This window comes from Streptomyces sp. LBL, from assembly GCF_029893585.1.
Taxonomy (GTDB): Bacteria; Actinomycetota; Actinomycetes; order Streptomycetales; family Streptomycetaceae; genus Streptomyces.
The window spans coordinates 107,675-126,846 of record NZ_JARXYX010000012.1 but is presented as its reverse complement, the minus strand read 5'-3'; the positions used below and the strand labels follow the sequence as shown (position 1 = coordinate 126,846).

At 71.5% G+C, this 19,172-nt stretch carries 13 protein-coding genes; 10 read left to right on the top strand and 3 right to left on the bottom strand.

Annotation, left to right across the window (positions count from 1 at the left end; genetic code table 11):
• The first annotated feature begins 1 nt into the window (after position 1).
• The 5 genes from M2271_RS16815 (at position 2) to M2271_RS16795 (ending at position 7,125) form a co-directional block, all read left to right on the top strand.
• Positions 2 to 649 carry a ScbR family autoregulator-binding transcription factor gene (locus M2271_RS16815; protein ID WP_280888035.1) on the top strand — a complete coding sequence of 216 codons (648 nt, stop codon included), beginning with the start codon at positions 2 to 4 and terminating at the stop codon, positions 647 to 649.
• Positions 650 to 992: 343 nt separating this feature from the next.
• The gene (locus M2271_RS16810) at positions 993 to 2,186 is read left to right on the top strand and encodes a damage-control phosphatase ARMT1 family protein (protein WP_280888034.1); all 1,194 of its coding nucleotides are present in this window, start codon (positions 993 to 995) and stop codon (positions 2,184 to 2,186) included.
• A gap of 259 nt (positions 2,187 to 2,445) precedes the next feature.
• On the top strand, positions 2,446 to 4,605 hold the full coding sequence (gene cyc2, locus M2271_RS16805) for a germacradienol/geosmin synthase Cyc2 (RefSeq protein WP_280888033.1): 2,160 nt from the start codon (positions 2,446 to 2,448) through the stop codon (positions 4,603 to 4,605).
• A gap of 366 nt (positions 4,606 to 4,971) precedes the next feature.
• Positions 4,972 to 6,099, top strand: a complete 1,128-nt coding sequence (locus tag M2271_RS16800; RefSeq protein ID WP_280888032.1) for an aminopeptidase P family protein — start codon at positions 4,972 to 4,974, stop codon at positions 6,097 to 6,099.
• Positions 6,100 to 6,144: 45 nt separating this feature from the next.
• Complete coding sequence (locus M2271_RS16795) at positions 6,145 to 7,125, top strand: aminoglycoside phosphotransferase family protein (RefSeq protein WP_280888031.1); 981 nt, start codon at positions 6,145 to 6,147, stop codon at positions 7,123 to 7,125.
• A 169-nt stretch (positions 7,126 to 7,294) separates the two neighbouring features.
• On the opposite strand, the gene treZ is transcribed toward M2271_RS16795, so the two are convergent.
• Entirely contained in the window at positions 7,295 to 9,040 is a 1,746-nt protein-coding gene (treZ, locus tag M2271_RS16790; protein ID WP_280888030.1) for a malto-oligosyltrehalose trehalohydrolase, read from the bottom strand.
• A gap of 173 nt (positions 9,041 to 9,213) precedes the next feature.
• Between treZ and M2271_RS16785 the strand changes: the two genes are divergently transcribed.
• From M2271_RS16785 to M2271_RS16775, 3 genes are all read left to right on the top strand, one after another.
• Positions 9,214 to 9,765, top strand: coding sequence for a DUF1707 and FHA domain-containing protein (locus M2271_RS16785; RefSeq protein WP_280888029.1), 552 nt, complete (start codon positions 9,214 to 9,216; stop codon positions 9,763 to 9,765).
• 138 nt (positions 9,766 to 9,903) lie between these two features.
• Complete coding sequence (locus tag M2271_RS16780) at positions 9,904 to 11,268, top strand: M14 family zinc carboxypeptidase (protein WP_280888028.1); 1,365 nt, start codon at positions 9,904 to 9,906, stop codon at positions 11,266 to 11,268.
• On the top strand, positions 11,265 to 11,687 hold the full coding sequence (locus tag M2271_RS16775; RefSeq protein ID WP_280888027.1) for an SSI family serine proteinase inhibitor: 423 nt from the start codon (positions 11,265 to 11,267) through the stop codon (positions 11,685 to 11,687). Before M2271_RS16780 ends, M2271_RS16775 begins: the two co-directional genes overlap by 4 nt.
• A gap of 306 nt (positions 11,688 to 11,993) precedes the next feature.
• Here M2271_RS16775 and treY read toward each other — a convergent pair whose 3' ends face one another.
• Together treY and glgX are read right to left on the bottom strand one after the other, a co-directional pair.
• Positions 11,994 to 14,342, bottom strand: coding sequence for a malto-oligosyltrehalose synthase (treY, locus tag M2271_RS16770; protein ID WP_280888026.1), 2,349 nt, complete (start codon positions 14,340 to 14,342; stop codon positions 11,994 to 11,996).
• A 186-nt stretch (positions 14,343 to 14,528) separates the two neighbouring features.
• Entirely contained in the window at positions 14,529 to 16,646 is a 2,118-nt protein-coding gene (gene glgX / locus M2271_RS16765; protein ID WP_280888025.1) for a glycogen debranching protein GlgX, read from the bottom strand.
• 197 nt (positions 16,647 to 16,843) lie between these two features.
• On the opposite strand from glgX, the gene M2271_RS16760 reads away from it, so the two are divergent.
• Both M2271_RS16760 and M2271_RS16755 read left to right on the top strand, forming a co-directional pair.
• Positions 16,844 to 17,713 carry a Tat pathway signal sequence domain protein gene (locus M2271_RS16760; protein WP_280888024.1) on the top strand — a complete coding sequence of 290 codons (870 nt, stop codon included), beginning with the start codon at positions 16,844 to 16,846 and terminating at the stop codon, positions 17,711 to 17,713.
• A 54-nt stretch (positions 17,714 to 17,767) separates the two neighbouring features.
• Positions 17,768 to 19,114, top strand: coding sequence for a copper amine oxidase (locus tag M2271_RS16755; protein WP_280888023.1), 1,347 nt, complete (start codon positions 17,768 to 17,770; stop codon positions 19,112 to 19,114).
• The last annotated feature ends 58 nt before the right edge of the window (positions 19,115 to 19,172 follow it).

Below are 19,172 nucleotides of genomic sequence, written 5' to 3'. Positions count from 1 at the left end.
AATGCCGAGGCAGTTACGTGCCGAGCAGACCCGCTCGACGATCATCACGGCCGCCGCCGACCTGTTCGACCGGCACGGCTACGAGTCGACGAGCCTGAGCGACATCGTCGAGCACGCCCAAGTCACCAAAGGCGCCCTCTACTTCCACTTCGCCGCCAAGGAGGACCTGGCCCACGCGATCATGGAGCTGCAGTCCCGTTTCTCGCGCCGGCTGGCGAGCGACGCGGACGGCCGGGGCTACTCCTCGCTCGAGGCGCTGATGCGCATCACCTTCGGCATAGCGCGGATGTCCGTCGAGGATCCCGTTCCCCGGGCCGGCCTGCGCCTGGCCACCGGGGGAGTGGAGGTGCGCCCGCCGCTTCGGCACCCCTTCACGGAGTGGCTGGAGCTCTCCTCCCGCAAACTCCTGGGCGCGGTCAAGGAGTCCGACCTCCACCCGGACACGGACATCGACGCCGTCGCCCACTCTCTCGTCTGCTTCTTCGTCGGCACCCGTGTCGTCAGCCGCTCCCTCGAACCCATGACCCGCCAGCCACGCCGCCTGGCAGAGATGTGGCACCTGATGATCCGCGGCATGGTCCCGGTACCCCGCCGGGCCCGGTATCTGACCCTGGTCACGCAGTTGGAGCGGGAGACCAGGATGGTGTGAGGGGCTGTCGCGGAAGCGGGCGGGGCGGGCTGGCCGACGCCGCCACGGGAAGGGGCCCAGGAGTTCGTTCCCGAACCGAACCGAACCGAACCGAACCGGACCGGATCGCGCACGACCCGCGGCCCGTCGTGGAGACGGTGCGGCAGAGCGGCACGTTGATCGCGTCCGTGTTCTATGTGGCGATCGTGTCCGTGTCCTACGCGGCGCCGGCCGCCCGGAGTTCTACGCGGTGCCGGCCGCCCGGAGCCGGATCGGAGCCGCAGCGCCCGATAAGAGGTCGGGGCGCGAGGGGTCGTATGACGCGTCCGCCGACCGTCGGAACGCGCGCGCTACCGTGAGGCGCATGCCCGACACCCCGCTGTCCGCTCCGCCCGTGCCGCCCGCGCCCGTGATCCTCGGTGACGAACCCGGCTCGTTCCCGCACAGCGTGCTCGCCGAGCGGCACCCCGCGATCGTCCGACAGGTGCGGGAGTCCTTCCCGTACGGCCCCGAGCAGCACGACGCCCTCGACGCTCTCCTCGCGAACTGCACCAAGGGCGTCGTCGAACCGCTCCCGGCCGACGCGCACGACGTGGACCGCTGGTCGGCCTGGGGGATGGACGCGTACACCGGACGGTCCTGGTTCGACGTGCCGTGGCTGTGGTCCGAGAGCCACTTCTATCGCCGACTCCTTGACGCCGTCGGCTATTTCGGCCCCGGCCCGTGGCAGGGCATCGACCCCTTCCGCCCCTCCAAGCTCGCCGAACTCGACTCCCGGGAGACGGACGAGGAACTGGCCGCCCTCGATGAGCTCTCCGGCCGCCCGGTGGCGGAACAGACCGCAGCCCTGCTGCACGGCTCCCTGTGGGGCAACCGCGCCGACCTCGGCTTCCGCCTCTCCGACGCCGAAGCCGAGGAGCGGGCCGCCGTACCCGGCCTGGTCGCCGACGACAGCGACACCCTCCGGACACTGCTCGGCGGCACCGGCACCCTCTGCCTGATCGCCGACAACGCCGGCCGCGAACTCATCCCGGACCTGCTGCTCATCGCCCATCTTCTCGCGCACGGGCGCATCGGGCGGGCGATCCTGCACGTCAAGCCGTACCCGTACTACGTCTCCGACGCCACCACCATGGACGTGGTGGACGGGCTGCGCCGGCTCACGCGGGCGCCGGGCGAGGCCGCCGTCCACGGGCGCCGCCTGTGGGCCGCGATGGCCGACGGTCGCCTCGCGGTGCGCGCGCATCCCTTCTCCTGCGCCCCGCTGCCGTACGCGGACATGCCGGACGACCTCCGCGCGGAACTCACCACCGCCGATCTGACCGTCCTGAAGGGCGACCTCAACTACCGCCGTCTGGTGGGCGACCGCCGCTGGCCCCCGACCACACCCTTCGCCGAGGTCACCGCCCACTTCCCCGGCCCGGTCGCCGCCCTGCGGACCCTGAAGTCCGACGTGATCACCGGCCTTGAGGCGGACACGGAGGCCGCGCTGGTCACCGCGGAGGGACAGCGCTGGCGCACCAGCGGCACTCATGCGCTGATCCAGGTCAGGTCCTGAGCACAAACGCGCGTCGCCGGCTCGGAGGTGGTTCGTGCCTTCCGGCTGTTCCGACCGTTCCCGAATGTTCCGGCTGTTCCGACCGTTCCGGCTGTTCGGAAGAACTCCGATTCGACCGACCCTGACGCGGTGATCATGTCGAGCGGGTCGCCATCATGCGCGCGGGGCGGGACGCCCGGATTCACCCCGGATTCACGCGATGGTGTGATCATGTCCCGGCCCGCGGATGCCGCCGAAAGGCCCTGGGTAGGGCCCGGCCATGACGCAGCAGCCCTTCGAACTCCCGCACTTCTACATGCCGTATCCCGCGCGGCTGAACCCGCACGTCGACGAGGCGCGCGCCCATTCGAGCGGGTGGGCGCGCGAGATGGGCATGCTGGAGGGATCCGGGATCTGGGAGCAGTCCGACCTCGACGCGCATGACTACGGCCTGCTCTGCGCCTCCACTCACCCCGACTGCGACGGCCCCGCCCTCTCGCTCATCACCGACTGGTACGTCTGGGTCTTCTTCTTCGACGACCACTTCCTGGAGATCTTCAAGCGCACCCAGGACCGCGCCGGCGGCAAGGCCTACCTGGACCGGCTGCCGCTGTTCATGCCGATGGACCCGTCGGCTCCGATGCCTCAGCCGCAGAACCCGGTCGAGGCCGGGCTCGCCGACCTGTGGACGCGCACGGTGCCGTCGATGTCCGCCGACTGGCGCCGCCGCTTCGCCGTCGCCACCGAGCACCTGCTGAACGAGTCCCTGTGGGAACTGTCCAACATCAACGAGGGGCGGGTCGCCAACCCCGTCGAGTACATCGAGATGCGCCGCAAGGTGGGTGGCGCCCCCTGGTCGGCCGGGCTGGTGGAGTACGCCACCGCCGAAGTGCCCGCGTCGGTCGCCGGCGCGAGGCCCCTCCGGGTGCTGATGGAGACCTTCTCCGACGCCGTCCACCTGCGCAACGACCTGTTCTCCTACCAGCGGGAGGTCGAGGAAGAGGGCGAACTCAGCAACGGCGTACTCGTACTGGAGACCTTCTTCGGGTGCACCACCCAGGAGGCCGCCGACACCGTCAACGACGTCCTCACCTCCCGCCTCCACCAGTTCGAGCACACCGCGTTCACCGAAGTGCCAGCCCTGGCCCTGGAACACGGCCTCACGCCGGACGAGGTGACCGCGGTGGCCAGGTACACCCAGGGTCTGCAGGACTGGCAGTCCGGCGGCCACGAGTGGCACATGCGCTCCAGCCGGTACATGAACGCGCGGGCGCGGCCCGCCAGGCCGTGGCAGGGGCTGACCGGGCCCGGCACCTCCGCCTCCGACGTCGGCGCGCTGCTCGCCTCGGCCGGCGCCGAGCGGCTGCGCGCCTACACCCATGTGCCGTACCAGAAGGTCGGCCCGTCCCTGCTGCCCGACTTCTACATGCCCTTCCAGGTCGAGCTCAGCCCGCACCTGGCCGGCGCCCGCCTCCGGCTCACCGAGTGGGCACACCGCATGGGCATCCTCGAGGAGGGCGTCTGGGACGAGGACAAGCTCGCCGCCTGCGACCTCCCGCTGTGCTCGGCGGGCCTCGACCCGGACGCCACCCCCGAGGCCCTCGACCTCAGCTCCCAGTGGCTCGCCTGGGGCACGTACGGCGACGACTACTACCCGCTCGTCTTCGGCCACCGCCGCGACCTCGGCGCCGCGCGCCTGACCACCCAGCGGCTGTCGGACTGCATGCCCGTCGACGGTGAGGAGACCGTCGTGCCGGGCAACGGCATGGAGCGCGGACTCGTCGACCTGTGGAGGCGTACGACCGCGCAGATGACGCCCGGCCAACGGCGCACCCTGAAGGACGCGGTCGACGTCATGACGGAGAGCTGGGTGTGGGAGCTGTCCAACCAGCTCCAGAACCGCATCCCCGACCCGGTCGACTATCTGGAGATGCGCCGCGCCACGTTCGGCTCCGACCTCACCCTGAGCATGTGCCGCATGGGCCACGGCCCCGCCGTCCCCCCGGACGTCTACCGCAGTGGCCCGGTCCGCTCGCTGGAGAACGCCGCCGTGGACTACGCCTGCCTGCTCAACGACGTCTTCTCGTACCAGAAGGAGATCGAGTACGAGGGCGAGTTCCACAACGCGATCCTCGTCGTGCAGAACTTCTTCGGCATCGACTACCCGACCGGGCTCGCCGTCGTCCACGACCTGATGACCCAGCGGATGCAACAGTTCGAGCATGTCGCGGAGCAAGAACTGCCCATCGTGTACGACGACTTCGACCTCTCCGAAGAGGCTCGCGAGGTCATGCGGTCCTACGTGGCCGACCTGCGGAACTGGATGGCGGGCATCCTGAACTGGCATCGTGAGGTCGACCGCTACAAGGCCGACTACCTGGCCCGCCGCGCCCACGGCTTCCTCCCGGAGAGGCCGCCGGCCCTGCCCCTCGTCGGCTGACCTCCCGCACCCGCTCGACGGTCCCCTCAGCGGTCCCCCCGACGGCCCGCTCGACGGTCCGCTCGTCGGTCTCATCGGCGGTGCCCTCGGCGAGCTCTCGTACGCCGTCCGCGGCGTTGTCCGAGGGCTCGCCGAGTAGTGCGCCGGCCGCCGTCAGGAGCGCGCGGGCGCCTTCCGGTATCCGTGCGTATCCATCGGCATCCGCGCGCATCAACGAGTATCCATGCGTATCCATGCGTATTCGTGCATATCCGTGACGTGAGGTGGTGGGAGGAAGAACCGAAAGACGTGACAACCGGCTCGCGCTGCCCTCGCTGTCCGGGCAGGATGCTGCCCGTAGTCCCTTCACCGCCCAGGGAGGCCCGGATGACCGGCAGCATGCGCGCGCCCTTCACCGCCGACGACTACCGGGCTCGTCTGGAGCGGGCCGTGCGGGCGGCCGCCGATGCGGGGCTTGCCGGGCTCCTGGTGGCGCCGGGACCGGACCTGGTGTGGCTCACCGGCTACGCGCCCACCGCGACGACCGAGCGGCTCACCCTGCTGGTCCTCGCCCCCGGACAGGATCCCGTCCTCGTCGTGCCCACCCTGGAGGCCCCGGACGCCGCGAAGGCCATCGGCGCGCCCGCGCTGACCCTGCGCGACTGGACCGACGGCAAGGACCCCTACGCCGCCACCGCCCCGCTCCTCGACGGTGACGGCCGCTTCGGGATCAGCGACAACGCCTGGGCCATGCACCTGCTGGGACTGCAGAAGACGCTGCCCGGCACCTCGTACGCCTCCCTCACCGAGGCGCTGCCGATGCTGCGCGCCGTCAAGGACGCGGCGGAACTGGAGTTGTTGGCGGCCGCGGGAGCAGCCGCGGACGCAACGTTCGAGGAGATCCGGAACGTTGCCTTCGCCGGGCGCGGGGAGTCCGAGATCGCCGCGGACCTGAGCCGCCTGTTGCGCGAACACGGCCATGAGCAGGTCGACTTCACCATCGTCGCCTCCGGCCCGAACGGCGCCGACCCGCACCACGAAGTCGGCGACCGCGTGGTCGAACGCGGCGACATGGTGGTCCTCGACTTCGGCGGCCTCAGGGCCGGCTACGGATCCGACACCTCCCGCACGGTCCACGTCGGCGAACCCACCGACGAGGAACGCCGGGTGCACGACCTCGTCCGCGAGGCCCAGGAGGCGGGCTTCTGCGCGGTACGGCCCGGCGTGGCCTGCCAGGAGGTCGACCGGGCCGCCCGCGCCGTCATCGTCGAGGCCGGGTACGGCGAGTTCTTCATCCACCGCACCGGGCACGGCATCGGCGTCACCACGCACGAGCCGCCGTACCTGATCGAGGGCGAGGAGCAGCCTCTCGTGCCCGGCATGTGCTTCTCCGTGGAGCCCGGGGTCTATCTTCCCGGACGTTTCGGGGTACGCATCGAGGACATCGTCACCGTGACCGAGGACGGCGGACGCCGCCTCAACGCCACCAGCCGGGAGATGGTCATAGTGGAGTGACGAGCAGCAGGAGTCCCCACGTCCCCGACTGACAGCGGCGCGACCATGACCCAGGCATCGACACCCACCGCGGACACCGTCCGCCAACTGGTCCGTTCCCTGCTCAAGGACAGCGGGGTCGGCGCGGGCGGCGCCGGGCCCGAGGTCCGGCCGGTCGCCGAGGGCGGCGAGCACTCCGCCTGGTGGGTCGGCGCCCGCCACGTCCTGCGCCTCGCCCCCGACCAGGAGGCCGCCGTCCGGCAGCGCCGTGAACTGCGGCTGCGGGACCTGGTGCGCCCGCACCTCCCGGTCGCGCTGCCGACGAGCGTGGCGCACGGCGAGTGGGTCGCCGGGCTGACCTACACCCTGGACACCAGGGTGCCCGGCGGGTCCGGGGAGGAGCACGGCGTGTCCGCCGTCGGCGAGGCCGATCTGGCCGGGCTGCTCACCGGCCTGCGTGAGGTGCCGGTCCGGCAGGCCGAGACGCTCGGGGTGCCGCGTACCGCGCCACGCTCCCTGGAGGCCCTGCGCCGCGCCGCCGGGCAGGTCGCCCGACGTCTCGCCGCGGCCGACGAGTCCGACCCCGTACGCCTGCACCAGCTCGCGCCGACGGCCGCGGCCCAGCTCGCCGCGCAGCCCGGTTCCGCGGTCCTCGTCCACCACGCCCTCCGGGGCGAACACCTCGTGGTCAGCTCCGACGGCCGGGTGCGCGGTGTCCTCGGCTGGACCGACACCGTCATCGGCGACCCCGCCGAGGACATCGCCGGCCTCGCGCTCGCCGTGGGTTCCCCGGCCGCCGTGCGCGCCGCCACCCTCGCCGGCTACGGAGCCCGCCCCTGCCTGCGCGGCCTCTGGCTCGCCCGCTGCGACACGGTCATCCGCCTCGCCGCCCGCCTGGACACCCGCCTGAACACCCGCCTGGACACCCGCGACCCCACGCCTCTCCCGCTCCTGCGCACCCAACTGCGCCGGGCCTGGGAGGCGATCCTGCTGGAGAGGGTCACGGAACTACGGGACGACGACGAGCGGGACGACGCGGATCGGTAGGGCGGTGCGTAAGCGGTGACGTAAACGCTTACGTCACGACGTCGGCGCTTACGTCAGCGCTTACGCAGACCAGGTCCGCAGAGGAGTGCACCGGTCGGCGTAAACGCTTACGCAAGCGCTTGTGCAAGCCTCACCCCCGGAGGACTGCCCCGGTGAACCCCGTCCCCACTCACCCCTGCAGCAGCACCACGCACGACTCCCCGGGCACGACCAGCACCCCGTCCGCGCCCGGTGGCTCGACGGGCTCCCAGGCCGCCAGGACGCGTGCTTCGCGGGGCCCCAGGGGGATGGCGGCCGGTTCCTTGGAAAGGTTCACCGCCACCCGGACGTCTCCTCGCCGGAAGGCCAGCCAGCGTTCCTGCTCGTCGTAGGCCACCTTGGTGTCGGCGAGGTCCGGGTCGGTGAGGTCCGCCTGTTCGTGGCGCAGCGCGATGAGCTCGCGGTACCAGGCCAGCACGCGCGCGTGGGGCTCACGTTCCGGCTCGGACCAGTCGAGGCAGGAGCGGTCGCGGGTCGCCGGGTCCTGCGGGTCGGGGACGTCCTCCTCGGCCCATCCGTGCGCGGCGAACTCCCGGCGCCTGCCCCGCCGTACCGCCTCGGCGAGCTCGGGATCGGTGTGGTCGGTGAAGAACTGCCACGGTGTGCCCGCCGCCCACTCCTCGCCCATGAACAGCATCGGCGTGAAGGGCGCGGTGAGGACCAGCGCGGCCGCGCATGCCAACAGGCCGGGGGAGAGGGACGCCGACAGACGGTCGCCCTGGGCACGGTTGCCGACCTGGTCGTGGGTCTGGCTGTAGCCGAGGAGCCGGTGCGCCGCCACGCGCGAGCGATCCAGCGGGCGCCCGTGGTGCCGGCCCCGGAAGCTCGAGTACGTGCCGTCGTGGAAGTAACCGCCCATGAGCGTCTTGGCGACCGCCGCCAGTGGAGCGCGCCCGAAGTCGGCGTAGTATCCCTGGTCCTCGCCGGTCAGCGCGGTGTGCAGGGCGTGGTGGAAGTCGTCGTTCCACTGCGCGTGCAGACCGAGGCCGCCCGTCGCGCGCGAGGTGACCAGCCGCGGGTCGTTCAGATCCGACTCGGCGACCAGGAACAGCGGCCGGTCCGCTTCGGCGGCGAGGGTGTCCACCTCTGTCGACAGCTCCTCCAGGAAGGGGTACGCGCGCGTGTCCACCAGCGCGTGCACCGCGTCCAGCCGCAGCCCGTCGATCCGGTAGTCCCGCAGCCACGCGAGCGCGCTGCCCAGCAGGAACGCGCGCACCTCGTCCGAGCCGGGTGCGTCCAGGTTCACCGCCGAACCCCAGGGCGTGTGATGCGTGTCCGTGAAGTACGGACCGAACTGCGGAAGGTGGTTCCCCGAGGGTCCCAGGTGGTTGTGGACGACGTCCAGGACCACGCCGAGGCCGAGCTCGTGCGCCCGGTCGACGAAGCGTTTCAGTGCCTCGGGGCCGCCGTACGGCTCGTGCACCGCCCACAGCGAGACCCCCTCGTACCCCCAGCCGTGCCGACCGGGGAAGGGGCACAGCGGCATCAACTCGACGTGCGTGACGCCCAGTTCCACGAGATGCCCGAGCCGCTCGGCTGCCGCGTCCAGCGTGCCCTCCGGCGTGTACGTGCCCACATGCAGCTCGTACAGCACCGCCCCGGGCAGCGGACGCCGGGCCCGTTCGGTGTGCCACGTGTACCGCTCGTGCTCGACGACCGCGCTCAGCCCGTCCGGGCCGTCCGGCTGCCGACGGGATCGTGGGTCCGGCAGCACCGGACCCTCGTCCAGCGCGTAGCCGTACCGTGTGCCGTCCTGTGCCTCCGCCTCCCCGTGCCACCACCCCGGGCGCTGCGGATCGCGCTCCAAGGCGCGCGTGGCCTCCTCGCAATGGAGCGTCACACGAGCGGCCTGCGGTGCCCACACCTCGAACTGCACGGACGGTTCCCCTTCGTCTGTTCACCGTGATGTAGCCCGTTCCTGGCGCTTCAAACGAGATCGATACGCCGGTGAGTCCTTCCCTTTGCGGCAGGTGTCGTCGGCCACGCGCGCGTGCCGGGCGTTCTCCCGTTTCCTGGACACCGGTCGTTCACTGTCCGACAATCACGAGCGTGACGTCGTCCTTCGAGTTCAACACGTATCCCGCGCGATTGTCCGACGCGGAACGCGACAAGGCGCTGAAGGTACTCCGTGACGGCGTCGCCATGGGCCGTCTCTCGCACGACACGTTCATCCACCGTATGGAACTGGCGCTCTCCGCCCGACGCTCGGACGAACTCGCCGACCTCACCGCCGACCTGCCCCGGGAGAGCCGCGTCTCCCGCCTGGTGTTCGGCACCGTCGAGGCGGTCTCCGGCTTCACCGTACGGCTGCGCAGGGCCTGGCAGGCCGAGCGGCTCCCCAAGCTGCTGCTGCCGCATCCCGGCAACGGGCACCCGCTGCGGATCGGCCGCGACCCGGCCAACGGCCTGCGGCTGACCCACGAGACGGTCTCCCGGGTGCACGCCGAGCTCAGACGGCAGGGCGGCATGTGGGTGCTGCGGGACCTCGGATCCACCAACGGCACGACGGTCAACGGGCGGCGGGTCATCGGCGCGGCGGTGGTCCGCGAGGGTGACCAGATCGGCTTCGGCCGGATGGCCTTCCGGCTCGCCGTCGACTGAGCCGAACCTTAGCTCTGGCCTGTGCTTTACCTGATGTGTTGACTCAAGTCCCTTTGCTCTTCTTGGTGTTGACGTACCTGTCAAGCCGTGACTGACTGTGCGTACGCCATGTACAGCAGGTGAACCGCCGGCACCACATTGTGGAGGTGTGCTTTGCCGCCCCTCCTCCGCTACCCGACCGTCGACGAACTCGGCGCCCGGGCGGCCGCGCTGGTCGCCCGGCACCCCGAAGCCGCCCGACTGCGCCGGGCGGGCACGTCCCGCGCGGGCACGCCCCTGTGGCTGCTCTCCGTCGGCCACGGCAGCCGTCAGGCCCTCGTCGTCGCCGGCCCGCACGCCAACGAACCCGTCGGCGGCGCCACCGTCCTGCGGCTGGCCGAGCGCGCCCTGGCCGATCCGACGCTCACCACGGGCGCCGACGCCACCTGGAACCTGCTGCTGTGCCTCGACCCCGACGGCCTGCGGCGCAACGAGGACTGGCTGCGGGGCCCGTACACCCTCGGCCACTACTTCCGGAACTTCTTCCGGCCCGGCTTCCTGGAGCAACCCGAGTGGCTGCCCGACGGCGCCGCCGCCGCCGTACTGCCGGAGACGCGCACCCTGCTCGACCTCCAGGACGAGCTGCGGCCCTTCTTCCAGTGCTCGCTGCACGGTGTCGACGTCGGCGGCGGCTTCGTCGAGCTCACCCGCGACCTGCCCGGCCTCGCCCAGCGTGTCGCGCACACCGCGGCCCGTCTCGGCATACCGCGCGAACTCGGACCGTACGACACCCTGTACTGGCCGCGCCTGGGGCCCGCCGTCTACCGGATACCGCCACCCAGCCCCGGCGACCTGGCCGCCGCCATCACCGAGGCCGCCGTCGAGTCGACCTGGTACCACCCGCACCGGCACGGCACGGTGACCGCCGTCGTCGAGGCGCCCATGTGGGGCGTGGCGGCCGTGGAGGACGCCGGCGCGCCCGCGGACCGGGCCGGTGTGCTGCGGACCGTGAGCCACGCCCTGCGCAACGACGCACGGATCCTCGACGTGCTCGTCGCCCGGATCCGCCCGCACGTCCTGGCCGCCCCGGACGCGGCCCGCCTGCTCGCCCCGGTCGAGGACTACCTGCTGGTCTGCCCCGGCCTCGCCGACGCGTGGGACCCCGATGTCCCCGACGGGGTCCGCCCGCTGCCGCCCCTCAGCTCCGCCCACCTGGCCACCCTGCGCATCGCCGGGCGGCGGCTGGCCCTGCGGACGGCGGGGCTGCTGCACCAGCTCGTGACCCGGACCGGTGCCGATCCGGCCGGGGTACTGCCCGTCCTCGACCGGCTGATCGACGAGTGGTGCGCCGACTACCGCGACGGCTGCGGGGCACGCTGGGTCCCCGTCGCCCGGCAGGTGGAGTACCAGTCGCGGGTCGTGCGGGCCGCGTTCGAACTCGCCGCGCGGTACGCGCCCGCGTGCTCCCGTTCGGGTGAGTCGGGGTGGGGTTCCCAGGCCGCCGTGCCGATGCATCGGGAATGACGCACACCACCACACCGAAAGCGCTCCGAGGCGCCCTGCCGGCCGCGGCCGCCGTCCTCCTCGCCCTCGCGACCCCGGCGCAGGCCGCCTCCCACGCCGCCGACCGGGGCGACTGGCTCTTCGTGACCGTCACCACGGGCGACGCCGCCCGTGCCGGCGACAGCCGCGAGACCCTGCTGCTGTGCGACCCGCCCCAGGGCCACCAGCACGCCGCCGAGGCCTGCGCGCAACTGGAGACGGTCGCCGGCGACATCCGCGCGCTTCCGGCCGCGGACACCTACTGCACGATGATCTACGCGCCGGTGACCGCCCACGCGCGCGGGCGGTGGAACGGCCGACCGGTCGACTACACGGAGACCTTCACGAACGGCTGCGTGATGCGGGCACGGACCGGGGCCGTCTTCGCCCTGGACGGCTGAGGCTGACACCCGCGCGGTAGCCGGGGCGGCACGCGCGCGGGGCGGCCGTTCGCGTACGGCACGCGCGCCCCGGCGAGACAGCGTCTGCGGCCTGCGCGCGCGGTGGCGGATCGCCTGCGGCACGCGCGCTCGGAGAGAGGCAGCGTCTGCGGGCATGCGCGCGTGGCGGTGAGGCGCGTTCGGCGCGCGGTCGGGGCGTAAGGTCGCTCCGACCGCTCACGCCGTCCGCTCACGCCGTCCGCTCACGCCGACCGCACGCGTGCGTGCAGTGCCGCCACCACCGTGCGGGCACCGTGCGGGTCTCCCTCACCCGATCCGCTCCAGCAGGGCCACCGGAAGCCGGTCGAAAAGCTCCGCCACGCGCGGGTGTCCCGCGAACTCCCGCCCGGGGTCCAGCGTGTCGGCCCACCGGCCGGGCGGCAGCGGCAGCAGGGTGTCCCGCCAGCCGCCCGCCTCCGCCAGCCGCAGCGACAGCCGGGTCACCGCCGTGAGCGCCTCCCCGGAGCGCACGAACGCCATACAGTGGCCCGCCGCCGGCCCCTCGGCGGCCAGGGGTGTGTAGGTCGCCGCGTCACCGAAGGCCGCCGGCCGACGCGCGCGCAGCCGCAGCGCCGCCCGTGTCACCGCGCCCTTGTCCCCGGGATCCTCCGGGGGGAACCGCACGGGCCGCCGGTTGTCCGGGTCCACCAGAGCCCGGTACTCACCCTCCGTGCCCTGGTAGACGTCCGGCACTCCGGGCATCGACAGCTGGACCAGGGCCGTGCCCAGCACGTTCGCCCGGATGTGGGGTTCCAGAGTGCTCCGGAGGGCAGCCACGTGCTCGCCCGGCACCCCGCACGGCCCGGCCGCGACGAACGCCTCCACCGCCTCCTCGTACGGCGCCTCCTGCTCGGTCCAGCTCGTGTACAGCCCGGCCTCGCGCACATGCTTCAGCAACGCCTCCCGGACCCGCCCGACCTCCGTCCGCCCGAGCCCGAACACCGTCTGCCAGGCCGCCCACGCCAACTGCGCGTCCGGCACGCCCGCCCCGGTGCGGGTCACCTCGGCCAGTACGTCCGCCCACCGCTGCGGGCACTCGGTGAGCACCGCGAGGGCCGCCCGTACGTCCGCGCTGCGCTTGGTGTCGTGCGTCGAGGCGACGGTCCCGCTCACCGGCCAGTCGCGCTGCACGCGCGCGCTGTAGACGTGGAAGTCCTCCGGGGACACGGCCGGACTGCCCGGGTTGCCGCCCACCTCGGTCGCCGACAGCAGCGGCACATAGCGGTAGAACGCCGTGTCCTCCACGGACTTGGCCCGCAGCGCCGACGCGGTCTGCGCGAACCGCGTCCGGAACTCGACGTGCGCGGGCCCGTCGCCGTACCGCCCCAGCACCAGATCCCGTACGACGTCGACCGCGCCCGCCTCCTCGGGCACCGCGAACGCCAGGCGGGCCTCGGTCGCGGCCTCCTCGGTGACGACCCGGGACGCGTCCCCGGGGGAGTACGGCCGGTACACCTCCAGGCGGACCAGGAGCTCCTGGAGGGCGGTCCGCAACGCCCAGGGGGCGCGGTCCCGCAGCGCGGGCTCCGGCGAGGTGGCGCACAGGCGGCTCACCACCCGGGTCAGCCGGTCCACCTCGGCCGCCAGCTCGTGCGTGAGCACCTTGTACGCCGCCCGCCGCACCGTCGCCGCCCAGTCGCCGCCCCGGTCCGTCTGCGGGGCCGCGAACCGCCGGTACTGGCCCAAAAGTTCCCCGGCGCCCGCCGGATCCACGAACAGGCCGTCGATGTGCCGCAGGGCGTCGTAGCCCGTGGTGCCCGCCACCGGCCAGGAGGCCGGCAGGTGCTCCCCGTCGGCCAGGATCTTCTCCACGACCGTCCAGCGGCCACCGGTGGCCTCGTGGAGCCGCCGGAGGTAGCTGTCGGGGTCGGCCAGGCCGTCGGGGTGGTCGACACGCAGCCCGTCGACCACCCTCTCGTGCAGCAGCTGGAGGATCTTGGCGTGTGTCGCCTCGAACACCTCGGGGTCCTCGACCCGCACCCCGATGAGCTCCGAGATGCTGAAGAACCGCCGGTAGTTGAGCTCGGTGCGGGCCAGCCGCCACCACGCAGGGCGGTACCACTGGGCGTCCAGCAGCTGCGGCAGGGGCAGCTCCTCGGTGCCCTCGCGCAGCGGGAACACATGGTCGTAGTAGCGCAGGAGGTTCCCGTCGACCTCCAAGTGTTCGAACTCCGTGCCGAGCGGACGGCCGAGCACCGGCAGCAGCACCTGGCCGCCCTGTGCCTCCCAGTCGATGTCGAACCAGCGCGCGTACGGCGACTTCGGGCCCTCCCGCAGCACCTCCCACAGGGCACGGTTGTGGCGCGGGGCCATCGCCATGTGGTTGGGCACGATGTCCAGCACGAGACCGAGCCCGTGCTCCCGCGCGGTGCGGGACAGTGCTCGCAGCCCCTCCTCGCCGCCCAGTTCCTCGCGTACGCGCGCGTGGTCCACGACGTCGTAGCCGTGCGTGGAGCCGGGGACCGACTCCAGGACGGGCGACAGATGCAGGTGCGAGACGCCGAGCGAGGCCAGGTACGGCACGACCGCCGCGGCCGCCCCGAACGGGAACTCGGGCTGCAGCTGAAGCCGGTAGGTGGCTGTCGGCACCGCCGGGACAGATCGCTCAGATGTCATACAAACCTACGTACCCGCCCCACAGCGTTTCGTGTCACCGTCCCCGCGTCGGTCCCGTCCACACCGGTCCCGCCCACACCGGTCCCGTCCGCGTACGGCCACGGACACACGGCCCGAAGATGCCCACACGCGCGCGTGCCCCCGAAAGGGCCGGGCACGCGCGCGTGGGTAAGGGGCCGCCGCCTTCTAGAGGGGCCGCTGCAGCACCGTCATGCTCCGGTCCGTCAGGGTCAGCCGGTCCCCGGCCTGGACCTTCCTGGCCGTGGCCGGCGGCACGCCGTCCGTGCGGGCGGTGTCGACGACCACCTCCCACTGACGGCCGTGGTCGACCGGCACGACGAAGTCCAGCGTCTTGGGCGAGGCGTTGAACATCAGCAGGAACGAGTCGTCGGTGATGCGCTCCCCGCGCGGGCCCGGCTCGGAGATCGCGTTGCCGTTGAGGAACACCGACAGCGCCGACGCCTGCGCCGAGTCCCAGTCCCGTTGGGTCATCTCCTTGCCCTCCGGGGTGAACCAGGCGATGTCCGACAGCTCGCCGTGGGCGCCCTCCACGCGCCGCCCGTGGAAGAAGCGCCGGCGCCGGAACACCGGATGGTCCTTGCGCAGCCCCACCATCGCGCGCGTGAAGTCCAGCAGCTCACGGCCGGGCCCTTCACTGCCCGGCCACTCCACCCAGGCCAGCTCGCTGTCCTGGCAGTACGCGTTGTTGTTGCCGTGCTGGGTGCGCGCGACCTCGTCGCCGTGGCTGATCATCGGCACGCCCTGGGACAGCATCAGTGTGGCGATGATGTTCCGCATCTGCCGGGCCCGCAGTTCCAGCACCGCCGGGTCGTCGGTCTCCCCCTCGACCCCGCAGTTCCAGGACCGGTTGTGGCTCTCCCCGTCCCGGTTGTCCTCGCCGTTGTCCTCGTTGCGCTTCTCGTTGTACGAGACGAGGTCGTGCAGCGTGAACCCGTCGTGGCAGGTCACGAAGTTGATGGAGGCCAGGGGGCGCCGCCCGTCATCCTGGTACAGATCGGATGAACCGGTCAGCCGGGACGCGAACTCCGCCAGGGTGCGTGACTCGCCCCGCCACAGGTCCCGCACAGTGTCGCGGTACATGCCGTTCCACTCGGTCCACAGGGGCGGGAAGTTGCCCACCTGGTAGCCGCCCTCGCCCACGTCCCACGGCTCGGCGATCAGCTTCACCTGGGAGACCACCGGATCCTGCTGGACCAGGTCGAAGAACGACGACAGCCGGTCCACCTCGTGGAACTGTCGCGCCAGGGTGGCCGCGAGGTCGAAACGGAATCCGTCGACATGCATCTCGGTGACCCAGTACCGCAGCGAGTCCATGATCAGCTGCAGGACGTGCGGGGAGCGCATCAGCAGCGAGTTCCCGGTACCCGTGGTGTCCATGTAGTAGCGAGGGTCGTCTGTCAGCCGGTAGTACTGCGGGTTGTCGAGGCCCTTGAAGGACAGCGTCGGGCCCAGATGGTTGCCCTCGGCGGTGTGGTTGTAGACGACGTCCAGGATGACCTCGATGCCGGCCTCGTGCAGCGCCCGCACCGCCGACTTGAACTCCAGCACCTGCTGGCCGCGGTCGCCCCAGGAGGCGAAAGCGTTGTGCGGGGCGAAGAAACCGATCGTGTTGTAGCCCCAGTAGTTGTTCAGCCCCATGTCGACCAGGCGGTGGTCGTTCACGAACTGGTGGACCGGCATCAGCTCCAGCGCCGTGACCCCCAGCTCGGTCAGGTGTTCGATGATGGCCGGATGGGCGAGGGCGGCGTACGTCCCGCGCAGTTCCTCGGGCAGCCCCGGGTGCCGCATGGTCAGGCCCTTGACGTGGGCCTCGTAGATCACCGTCTGGTGGTAGTCGGTGCGCGGCGGCCGGTCGTCGCCCCAGTCGAAGTACGGGTTGACCACGACCGACGTCATCATGTGCGGTGCCGAGTCCAGGTCGTTGCGCTTGTCGGGGGCGTCGAAGTGGTAGCCGTAGACCTCCTCGCCCCAGTCGATCGAACCGCTGATCGCCTTCGCGTACGGGTCGAGCAACAGCTTCGCCGAGTTGCAGCGCAGACCGTGCTCGGGGGCGTACGGCCCGTGCGCACGGAAGCCGTAGCGCTGTCCCGGCATGACGCCGGGCAGATACGCGTGCCGTACGAACGCGTCGCTCTCGCGCAGTTCCACCGCCGTCTCCGAGCCGTCGTCGTGCAACAGACACAGCTCTACTCGGTCCGCGGCTTCCGAGAAGACCGCGAAGTTCGTGCCGGCGCCGTCGTACGTGGCGCCGAGTGGATACGCCTCTCCAGGCCAGACCTGCATGGATTCGACTCTTTCAGGTGAGGGGGTCGCCGGGGGCGTCTTGGTCCCGAGTCTCCCGGAAAGTGAGGGAACCACCTATGACTTACGTCCCTCTTACCAGGCGACCAGTGCCCGCGGTGATCAACGACCGTGCCGTGGGCCGAAACCAGTGGGGCAAACGCGTACTTCCGGGGTTGTTGGGGGAGTGGGGAGAAGATGTGCGCAACATAGTGCACCGCCATCTGGGCAAGGTGGTGGCCGGTGCGGCGATCGCGGTGGCGGGAACCGCCGTGATGGTCGGGATCACCCTGCCGGGGACGGCTGGAGCCGACGAGGCCGGAGGCTCCCAGGGGGCCTCCCGGGCGGCCCGGTCCGGGCAGGGCCAGGGGCAGGGGCAGGACCAAGGGCAGGACCAAGGGCAGGACCAAGGGCAGGACCAAAGTCTGGGCGCGGCCGTCGCGCCCGGTGTCGTGAAGCAGCCTCCCGTCGAGGGCGAGAAGGGCAAGGGCCGCGACCCGCTGACCGACGACGAGATCGAGCGGGTCGAGAAGATCGCCGTGAACCGGCAGCTGTTCGACACGAGCGAGGACGTCGAGGGCGACCGCGGCCCTCAGACCCTGACCGTCGACCTCGCCGACCCGGAGGCCGCCGAGGTCGACAATCCGGACGCGCCCCGCCGTGCCGACGTGACGTTCTACGACTACCGGGACGACACCCTCGTCACCAGGACCGTCGACCTCGACAGCGGCAGGGTCGTGCGGACCGACACCCAGCACGGCGTCCAGCCGCCGCCGAGCCGGGCCGAGAGCGTCGAAGCGGCGACCCTCCTGATCGCCGACCCGCTGGGCGCGGGCCTCGAGGCGGACTACAAGGACGCCACCGGCAAGGAGCTCACCTCCCCGGACCAGCTGCTGGTGACCGGCGGCGTCTACCGGGCCACTCCGGGCGCCCAGCCCGCCGTACTCGACAAGTGCGGCGAGCACCGGTGCGTGCGGCTGTTCCCGAAGGTCAGGAACGGACCGTGGATCGACGCGCGGTCCCTGGTGATCGACCTGAGCGCACGCAAGGTCGCCGAACTGCAGCTCTGAGCCGCCTCCGCCCATCGTTCGAACCTGCACCTCCTGCAAGGGAGTCATTCCTTCATGCGCGAAAAGCGTTCCCTCAGCGACCTCCGACCGAGGAGACTGAACCGTGCCCGTACGCGGGCGGCCGTCGGCCTGTCCGTGGCCGCACTGGCCGCCGGCGCGACGACCGGCGCCGGTCCGGCCATCGCCCAGCCGAAGGCCGCCCCCGCGGCGGCAGCCGCCGCCGCGTGCAGTGCCGACTACCGCATCGAGCAGCAGCTCTCCAGCGGCACGACGTGGCGGATGTGCTGGCGTTACGACAACAAGGCCGGGCTCGTCCTGGAGAACATCTCCTACCAGCCCAAGGGCGAGGCCGCGCCGATCAAGGTCCTCAACAGCGCCCGGCTCGGCCAGGTCCACGTCCCGTACGACGACGGGAAGGCCGAGTACGACGACCTCACGGGCCAGCCCTTCGCGCAGAGCCTGATGAACCTGGCGCCGGGTGAATGCCCCGGGGGCACCATCCACACCGTGAAGGTCCCCGACGTGTGGACCTCGGACAACCCGAACGTCAAGGGTCTGTGCACCACCACCCGCTCCCGCGGTCACGCCTACCGTATGCAGGGCGACGCGGCGAACAAGGTCTACCAGGCCCAGGGCAAGGACCTGCTGATCTACACGGTCAACCAGGTCGGCTGGTACGAGTACATCACCGAGTGGCGCTTCCAGGACGACGGCACCGTCCACATGAACGTGGGCGCGACCGGCAGCCTCTCCTACGAGGACTACGACGCCGGCGACGGCCGCGGCTGGCCCATCGGCAAGGGGGGCGCCAAGGCCTATGCCACCAGCCACAGCCACAACGTCTTCTGGCGGCTCGACTTCGGCCTCGACGGCTCCTCCAAGAACGGCATCGAGCAGTACGACTCGGCGGTCACCGCGCCCGCCCGCGGCCAGCAGGCCCCGACCACGAAGACCACCCGCACCAAGGTCACCAAGGAACTCGCGGCCGACGCCAAAACCTATCGCTGGTGGCGCGTGGTCAGCGCGGCCGGCAAGAACAAGGACGGGCACGCGCGCTCCTACGAGATCGTCCCCGGCACCACCACCAAGTACCCGGGCCGCAGCTTCACCAAGCACGACCTGTACTTCACCCAGTACGACAACTGCGAGCTGTTCGCCAGCAACAACCCCGGCAGCTGCGGCGGCAAGTCCGTCGACAAGTGGGTCAACGGACAGACCCTCACCCACCCGGTGGTCTGGATGAACGTGGGCTTCCACCACATCGCCCGGGACGAGGACCAGCAGCCCATGCCGGTCCACTGGCAGGGCTTCTCCATCGCCCCGAGGGACGTCACCGCTATGAATCCGCTCACTCCCGCCGAACTCGGCTGGCAGAACGGACACTGGGAGCCGCGTAGTTGAGAAACGACCTGTCCATCCGGCTGCACCTCCGACCGCTCCCGGAGTACCCTTCCTTGAT